The organism is Cellulophaga sp., from assembly GCF_039943695.1.
Lineage (GTDB): Bacteria > Bacteroidota > Bacteroidia > Flavobacteriales > Flavobacteriaceae > Cellulophaga.
The window spans coordinates 20,140-27,063 of sequence record NZ_JBDVAA010000056.1; the positions used below are offsets into that span (position 1 = coordinate 20,140).

Consider the following 6,924-nt stretch of genomic DNA (forward strand, 5'->3'; position numbering starts at 1 on the left):
ATTAAAACAAATATCTATGTTTAAGCAGTAGTATTAATTCTCTATTTCATCAAAAAAATAAACTATTTAATCACTTTAAAATTTAAATTAGACACTAATTAATAAAATAAACTATATTTAATTAAAATTGATGATATGTATATCATCTATATTTACTTAAAATGAAACCAATATTAGAAACTATTCCTTTAGGTGTTGAAAAAAGTATTGTAGCTTTTAATTATATAAATGATAATTTTGAAACACCGTGGCATTTTCACCCACAACTAGAGCTTACTTATATTGAAGAGAGTTATGGTACAAAGTTTATTGGCGATTATGTTGGTGCTTACGAACCAGAAGAATTAGTTTTAATACAATCTAATGTGCCACATTGTTGGACAAATTATAAGAGTAGTGCTATAAAATCTAACTCTTTTGTTATACAATGGAACAAAGATATTTACGCTAACATACCAGAGTTAAAAGAGCTAAATATATTATTTAACACAGCTTCTAAAGGAGTTATTTTTAATAAAAAAGAAAGTAAAAAAGTTATTTCATTATTAAAAGAAACTATAAACCAAGATGGCAGCAATTTGTATGTTTCTCTTTTAAAATTATTATTAAAATTAACCCATATTCCCTACAAAACATTATCTAACAGTAGTTTTACAAAAAACATATCTAACGAGTATACTAGTAAAATATCTAAGGTTCATTCATTTATAGCAGAAAACTATACCCGTAAAATTTACTTAAAAGAAGTAAGTAAAGAGGTAAATATGTCAGAACAATCTTTCTCTAGATTCTTTTTAAAAATTATGGGTCGTACATTTTTTATATTTTTAAATGAGTATCGTATAAATATTGCTACAAGAATGTTACTACACACAAATAAATCTGTCTCCGAAATTGGATACGCTTGTGGTTATGAATCGCTTCCCTTCTTCTTTAAAAAATTTAAAGAACTACACCACTCCTCTCCTGCTCTATACAGAAAAAATTATAGTAAATAATCCTATCAAAAACTTTAGAACGGAATTGCATTAACAATAAATTCATTTGGATTAATGCCTTTTAATAAAAACAAGCAACTTTGGTTTACTAATGTAGTTTGTAACCAGCACCTAACTTTATTAGATGTGCTTTATTAAAAGACAATACAAATGATACAAGAAAAAAAATCTTCTAATTTTAAGCTTAAAGAGTTGCCATCTCTATTAAAAGAAACATATACTTCTTGGATGGCAGATGACCCTTTTAGGCTTAGTGCAATTGTTGCCTATTATACGGTTTTAGCTTTACCTGCATTACTAGTTATTATTATAAATGTTGTTGGTTCTATATGGGGAATAGATATTGTACAAGGAAATTTAACCGAAGAGTTTTCCTCTGCTTTAGGTAGTGATGCTGCTAAAGCTATAGAAAATATTATTGGGGAAACTCAAGGTTCTGATAAAAACCTTATTTCTACTATTATTGGTATAGGAACCTTACTTTTTGGTGCAACAGGTGTGTTTTATCAATTAAAAATATCTTTAAATGAAATATGGAAAATTAAAACAAACCCTAATGCTAAAATCTGGAAAATAATTACAGACCGCGCCCTTAGCTTTGCTTTTATACTAGTTATTGGCTTTTTATTACTTGTTAGTTTTATTGTTACCACTGCAATTAGTGCCTTAAATAATTACATACGCGAGGTTTTACCAGATGTTTTATTATACCTAGCATACATTTTAGATTTTACACTGTCTATTGGTATAATATCTATACTATTTGCTTTAATGTTTAAATACTTACCAGATGCAAAAATTAAATGGAAAACAGTATGGATTGGCGCTATTTTAACAGCTGTACTTTTTGTGGTTGGTAAGCTTTTATTAGGTATTTATTTTGGTCAGGCAGATCCTGGATCTACATATGGTGCAGCCGGAAGCATTATTCTTATACTTTTATGGGTTTCATACTCTTCGTTAATTTTATTTTTTGGAGCAGAGTTTACTTATGTTTTTGCCAAACGATACGGAGATGGTATAGAGCCAAAATCTATTAGTATAAAAAAAGAATAACTGCTTTATAAGAGTTAACCTTTTATCTGATACAATTAAGAGATCTCCGGGTATTTTCTAAAATTTGATGTACACAATAATCACCTAACTAAATACATTAAAATATGAAATACATTAGCCCACACATTATAAGACAAATATTTGTTTTAATGCTTATAGTACTTATGGGCGGACTCATATTTAAAGAAATTCTACCCTATTTAAGTGGTGTTTTAGGTGCTATTACCATTTACGTTATTCTAAAAAAGCCAATGCAAAAATTGGTAAACAAAGGCTGGCTCCCTAACATTGCTGCTATTTTTTTAATGATACTTTCTTTTTTATGTATTATGATACCAATTGCCGGATTAGGGCTAATGATGGGTACAAAAATAAAATACGCTGTAGACAACTCACAAAAAGTTATAGATGCCAGTAAAGAGCAATTACAGAGGGCCGAGTCTTATTTTAATATAGATATGGGTACAGATATAGATACCAGCTCTATTACCTCTTGGCTATCAGACAATCTTCAGAATTTTGCAGGCGGTACTTTTAATATGATTATTTCTATCACTATTATGTATTTTATTCTCTTTTTTATGCTTACCAATAGAAGTAAACTAAAAGAATCTCTGTTTGAATATATACCAATTAAAGACAAAAATTTAAAAACAATAGGTAAAGAAACAAGCGCAAATGTAAAAGCTAACGCTTTAGGCATCCCTTTAGTAGCTATAGGTCAAGGTATAGTTGGTCTTATTGGTTTTCTAATTTTTGATATAGAAGATCCTTTCTTTTGGGCCGCAGTAGTTACTATTGGTTCTATGATACCGTTTGTAGGTAGTGCATTAGGAACTATACCTGTATTTATTTTAGCTCTTTCTAATGGTGATACTTTCCAAGCCTGGGGAATTTTAATTTATGGTTTAGTAGCCATTGGTGCTACAGATAACGTTTTTAGATTGTTTATTTTAAAAAGGTTAGATGATGTACACCCTTTAATTACGCTTGTTGGTGTATTGGTAGGTGTTCCGTTATTTGGTTTTATAGGATTAATTTTTGGTCCTTTATTGGTTAGTCTTTTTTTAATATTAGTACGCATTTACAAAAATCAGTATGGCGAATCTCAGGAAAGTCTTTAAAAACAAAAATCCTCAAAAACATTAAAAAACGCTCAAAAACCTACAAAAAACATCTATTTCTTTCAAAAAAAAACCATAAATGCTTCATTTTACGGATAGCATTAAAAAAGAACCTTTTTCAGTTAATCCAAACTTTTAATCTATTGTAATATTGATGTAACAAGAAAAGTATAACATTCTGTTACATCAGAATATAAAACAATATAATATGAAAATAGGAATTATAGGAAGCGGAAATATTGGAGGTAATTTAGGTAAACATTGGGCAAAAGCAGGACATAATGTTATGTTTAGTTCTAGACACCCAGAAGAATTAGGTAGCTTGGTTAAAGAAGCTGGTCCTAATGCAAAAGCAATGAGCGTTACAGACACTTTTGAAGCTAAAGCAGAAGTTTATGTATTAGCAATGCCATACAAAGCTATAGACCAAATATCTGAGCTTTATGCTGGTGAATACGCAAATAGCGTAATACTAGATGCTACAAACCCATATCCAGAAAGAGACGGAGAAATGGCACAAGACGTTAGAGATGCAAACTACAACGCGTCTGAGTATACTGCTATGAAATTTAGTTCTGCCAAAACTGCAAAAGCTTTTAATACCATTAAAGCTTCAGATTTAAAGAACCGTGCTTTTGAAGACACAGATAAATTATCTGTACCATTTGCAGCACAAGATCAAGAAAGTAAATCTGTAGTAAAAGAATTAATAGAAGATATTGGTTTTGATGCAGTGTATATTGGTAATTTAAGTGATACCAAAATTATGGATCCAGACCAAGAAATATATGGTTTAAGCACATCTAAATCTAATTTATTAGAAACCATAAACTCTCAAAGATCATTTTAAATAGTAATTACTGCCATTTAAAATAAAATACAAACTTAAAAGAAAAATATGCAAATTATATACGAATACCACGATGTTACAGCAAGCAGTAGATTAGAAGCTATAGCTAAAGAAAAACTAGATAATTTACACAAGAAATTCAATTTTGTACACCGTGCAGATGTATTTTTTAAAGTACAAAACAGGTCTGATGATCAAGAGCAAATTTGCGATATACGTTTAAGTATGCCAGGCCCTAGAATTTTTGCATCTACTAATGCAGATAATTTTGAAGCTGCAATAGCAGAGACTGTTCGTGATTTAGAACACCAGCTTAATAAAACAAAAGATAAAATGGGTGTTAGGTAATATAAATTTAGAATAGCAATTGCTTTTTTAAGCAAGAATGAAGAAAGAAACATCACATTAAAAAAAATTACAATGAACACAGATAAAAAAAATAAAGTTAATACAGATACAGAAACTTATAATTCTAACATTACTGAAGAGGACTTACAAGCCATTGGCAAAAAAGGCTTACGAGTAGATACCGGTGACGATGAGTTATTATTAAATAGAAAAGAACCGATAGATTTTCAAGGAAAAGATTTGGATATACCTGGTAGAAACGAAAGTAAAGTATACACCAAAAACAATTTAATTGATGAGGAAAACAGTTTGTTTGGTCAAGGTGGTGAATTAAAAGAAAATTTGGAAGAGCCAGAAAGGGCTAATACAAATAAAGATAACTTATAGAAGCAAGACGTAGAAGAGGAATAAATTAAAAGAACACAAAATGAGCACAGACAAAAATAAATTTAAAACAATAAATCCTGCTACGGAAGAAGTCATAGCAGAGTATACATATTTAAATGGTGATGATGCTGCCAAAAAGGTAGAAGATTGTCACAATGCTTTTTTAGACTGGAAACTAAAATCTTTAGAAGAACGAGCAGATGTATTAAAATCTATTGGTAAGACTTTAGAAAAACACAAGGATAGTTATGCTACGCTAATGACCCAAGAAATGGGTAAACTAATTAGCCAAAGCTATGAAGAAATAGATCTATGTATTGCTATTTGTAATTACACAGCAACAGAAGGAACAAAACAATTACAAGACGAGGAAAGACCACTTTATGATGGTGGCAAAGGTACTATACACTACTCGCCAATTGGTGTAGTTTACGGTATACAACCTTGGAATTTTCCTTTGTACCAACCTATACGTTATTCTATTGCTAGCTTAATGGCTGGTAATGGTGTTTTACTAAAACACGCTAAAAATGTAACTGGTTGTGCTTTAAAGTTAAAAGAAATATACGAAGAGGCTGGCTTACCAAAAAATCTGTTTCAAGTACTTGTTATAGACCATGATGTGTCTGATGAAATAATTGCTAACAATTATGTTAAAGGTGTTACTTTAACTGGTAGTTCTGCTGCTGGTAAACACGTTGCTGTAAAATCTGCAGAGGCAATTAAAAAAACAGTTTTAGAACTGGGTAGTAATGATGCATACATTGTTTTAGATGATGCAGACGTTAACAAAGCAGTAAAAATCTGTGCAGAAGCTAGACTATATAATAACGGAGAAACGTGTATTGCTGCAAAAAGATTTATAGTAGCAGATAAAGTCTATGATGCATTTAAAACTGAATTTGTTAGCATTATGAAAAGTATGACATATGGTGACCCTACCAAAGATGAATTTGATTTAGGACCTATTGCACGTAAAGATTTAAGAGAGCAACTGCATGATAAAGTAGAAAAAAGTGTAGAAAAGGGTGCAGAGATTTTGTGCGGCGGAAAAATACCTGATACAAAAGGGTACTACTACCCTTCTACCGTAATTGCAAACATTACTCCAGACCAACCCGCATATAGCGAAGAACTTTTTGGTCCGGTTGCATCTTTAATAAAAGCAAAAGATAATGATGATGCTATGCGTATTGCAAATGATAGCAAATTTGGCTTAGGTGGTGGTATTTTTAGTGAAGATATTGATAAAGCCATGGACCTAGCTAAAAATTATTTTGATACAGGTATGATACATATAAACTCTTACGGTTTAGCATACCCAAATATGCCTTTTGGTGGAGTTAAAAACTCTGGTTATGGAAGAGAACACGGAGGTTTTGGTGTACGCGAATTTATTAACGCAAAAGCCATTACACAAGGCAGCTAAAACATAAAAAATAATACTCTTTACAAACGCTAAATCTTAAGACTAAGATTTAGCGTTTTTTTGTAAAAAACAGTAATTGTACTCTTAAATCATATGAGCAAAAAAGTAAACTATTTGCGTTAATCTACCCCTTACATTACTCGTAAATTTGAGTATGATATTAAACGGACTATATCACTAAAAATAAGTTCGGTAATTTAATCTTTATATAAAAATGACAACATACACTGAACAAGTAGGAACAAAATTAAACAACTTATTAGAAAAAACATACGATGCTGAAAAAGGGTATAAAAAAGCAGCAGAAAACACAGACCACAACGCACTAAAAACATACTTTAATAAAAGAAGTCAAGAGCGTTATGATTTTGGACATCAGTTAAAATCTGAAATTGCTAGGTTTGGAGAAAAACCAGAAAAAGGTGGTAGTATTACCGGTACTATGCACAGAGCTTGGATGGATACCAAAGCATTTTTTGCAGACCAAGAAGCAGAAGCAATGTTAGAAGAATCTATTAGAGGAGAAAAAGCAGCTGTAGAAGAGTATGAAAGTGTTTTAAATGATACCACTTTACCGTCTAGTACTGCTAGCGTGTTATTAACACAAATGAATACCATAAAATCTGAACTAAACACTATCAAATTTTTAGAAGATATTAGCTAGTACAGTTAAAAAAATATAGAATAAAAAAGGGATGCAATATGCATCTCTTTTTTTATACTTAAATTCTA

General features: G+C 30.6%; 8 protein-coding genes. All 8 read left to right on the forward strand.

Annotated features, from left to right (window positions below):
- The first annotated feature begins 161 nt into the window (after positions 1-161).
- The 8 genes from ABJD66_RS04075 to ABJD66_RS04110 all read left to right on the forward strand — a co-directional run bounded on the left by ABJD66_RS04075 (position 162) and on the right by ABJD66_RS04110 (position 6,856).
- Complete coding sequence (locus ABJD66_RS04075) at positions 162-998, forward strand: AraC family transcriptional regulator (RefSeq protein WP_348128532.1); 837 nt, start codon at positions 162-164, stop codon at positions 996-998.
- Positions 999-1,148: 150 nt separating this feature from the next.
- Positions 1,149-2,054 carry a YihY/virulence factor BrkB family protein gene (locus ABJD66_RS04080; protein ID WP_100896377.1) on the forward strand — a complete coding sequence of 302 codons (906 nt, stop codon included), beginning with the start codon at positions 1,149-1,151 and terminating at the stop codon, positions 2,052-2,054.
- A gap of 104 nt (positions 2,055-2,158) precedes the next feature.
- A complete protein-coding gene (locus ABJD66_RS04085; RefSeq protein WP_348128535.1) occupies positions 2,159-3,178 on the forward strand; it encodes an AI-2E family transporter in 1,020 nt (339 codons plus the stop codon).
- Between the two features lie 208 nt (positions 3,179-3,386).
- Positions 3,387-4,028 (forward strand): NAD(P)-binding domain-containing protein, encoded by a 642-nt coding sequence (locus ABJD66_RS04090; RefSeq protein ID WP_348128538.1) that lies wholly within the window; start codon positions 3,387-3,389, stop codon positions 4,026-4,028.
- A gap of 48 nt (positions 4,029-4,076) precedes the next feature.
- Positions 4,077-4,376 (forward strand): ribosome-associated translation inhibitor RaiA, encoded by a 300-nt coding sequence (raiA, locus tag ABJD66_RS04095; protein ID WP_348128541.1) that lies wholly within the window; start codon positions 4,077-4,079, stop codon positions 4,374-4,376.
- A gap of 72 nt (positions 4,377-4,448) precedes the next feature.
- A complete protein-coding gene (locus ABJD66_RS04100) occupies positions 4,449-4,763 on the forward strand; it encodes a hypothetical protein (RefSeq protein ID WP_303543808.1) in 315 nt (104 codons plus the stop codon).
- A gap of 40 nt (positions 4,764-4,803) precedes the next feature.
- Positions 4,804-6,192, forward strand: coding sequence for an NAD-dependent succinate-semialdehyde dehydrogenase (locus tag ABJD66_RS04105; protein ID WP_348128545.1), 1,389 nt, complete (start codon positions 4,804-4,806; stop codon positions 6,190-6,192).
- A 214-nt stretch (positions 6,193-6,406) separates the two neighbouring features.
- Positions 6,407-6,856 (forward strand): PA2169 family four-helix-bundle protein, encoded by a 450-nt coding sequence (locus tag ABJD66_RS04110; protein ID WP_100896383.1) that lies wholly within the window; start codon positions 6,407-6,409, stop codon positions 6,854-6,856.
- The last annotated feature ends 68 nt before the right edge of the window (positions 6,857-6,924 follow it).

Coding starts and splice junctions, on each gene's coding strand:
- ABJD66_RS04075 (WP_348128532.1), top strand. CDS start 162: ATGAAACCAATATTAGAAACTATTCCTTTAGGTGTTGAAAAAAGTATT.
- ABJD66_RS04105 (WP_348128545.1), top strand. CDS start 4,804: ATGAGCACAGACAAAAATAAATTTAAAACAATAAATCCTGCTACGGAA.
- ABJD66_RS04100 (WP_303543808.1), top strand. CDS start 4,449: ATGAACACAGATAAAAAAAATAAAGTTAATACAGATACAGAAACTTAT.
- ABJD66_RS04090 (WP_348128538.1), top strand. CDS start 3,387: ATGAAAATAGGAATTATAGGAAGCGGAAATATTGGAGGTAATTTAGGT.
- ABJD66_RS04085 (WP_348128535.1), top strand. CDS start 2,159: ATGAAATACATTAGCCCACACATTATAAGACAAATATTTGTTTTAATG.
- raiA (WP_348128541.1), top strand. CDS start 4,077: ATGCAAATTATATACGAATACCACGATGTTACAGCAAGCAGTAGATTA.
- ABJD66_RS04080 (WP_100896377.1), top strand. CDS start 1,149: ATGATACAAGAAAAAAAATCTTCTAATTTTAAGCTTAAAGAGTTGCCA.
- ABJD66_RS04110 (WP_100896383.1), top strand. CDS start 6,407: ATGACAACATACACTGAACAAGTAGGAACAAAATTAAACAACTTATTA.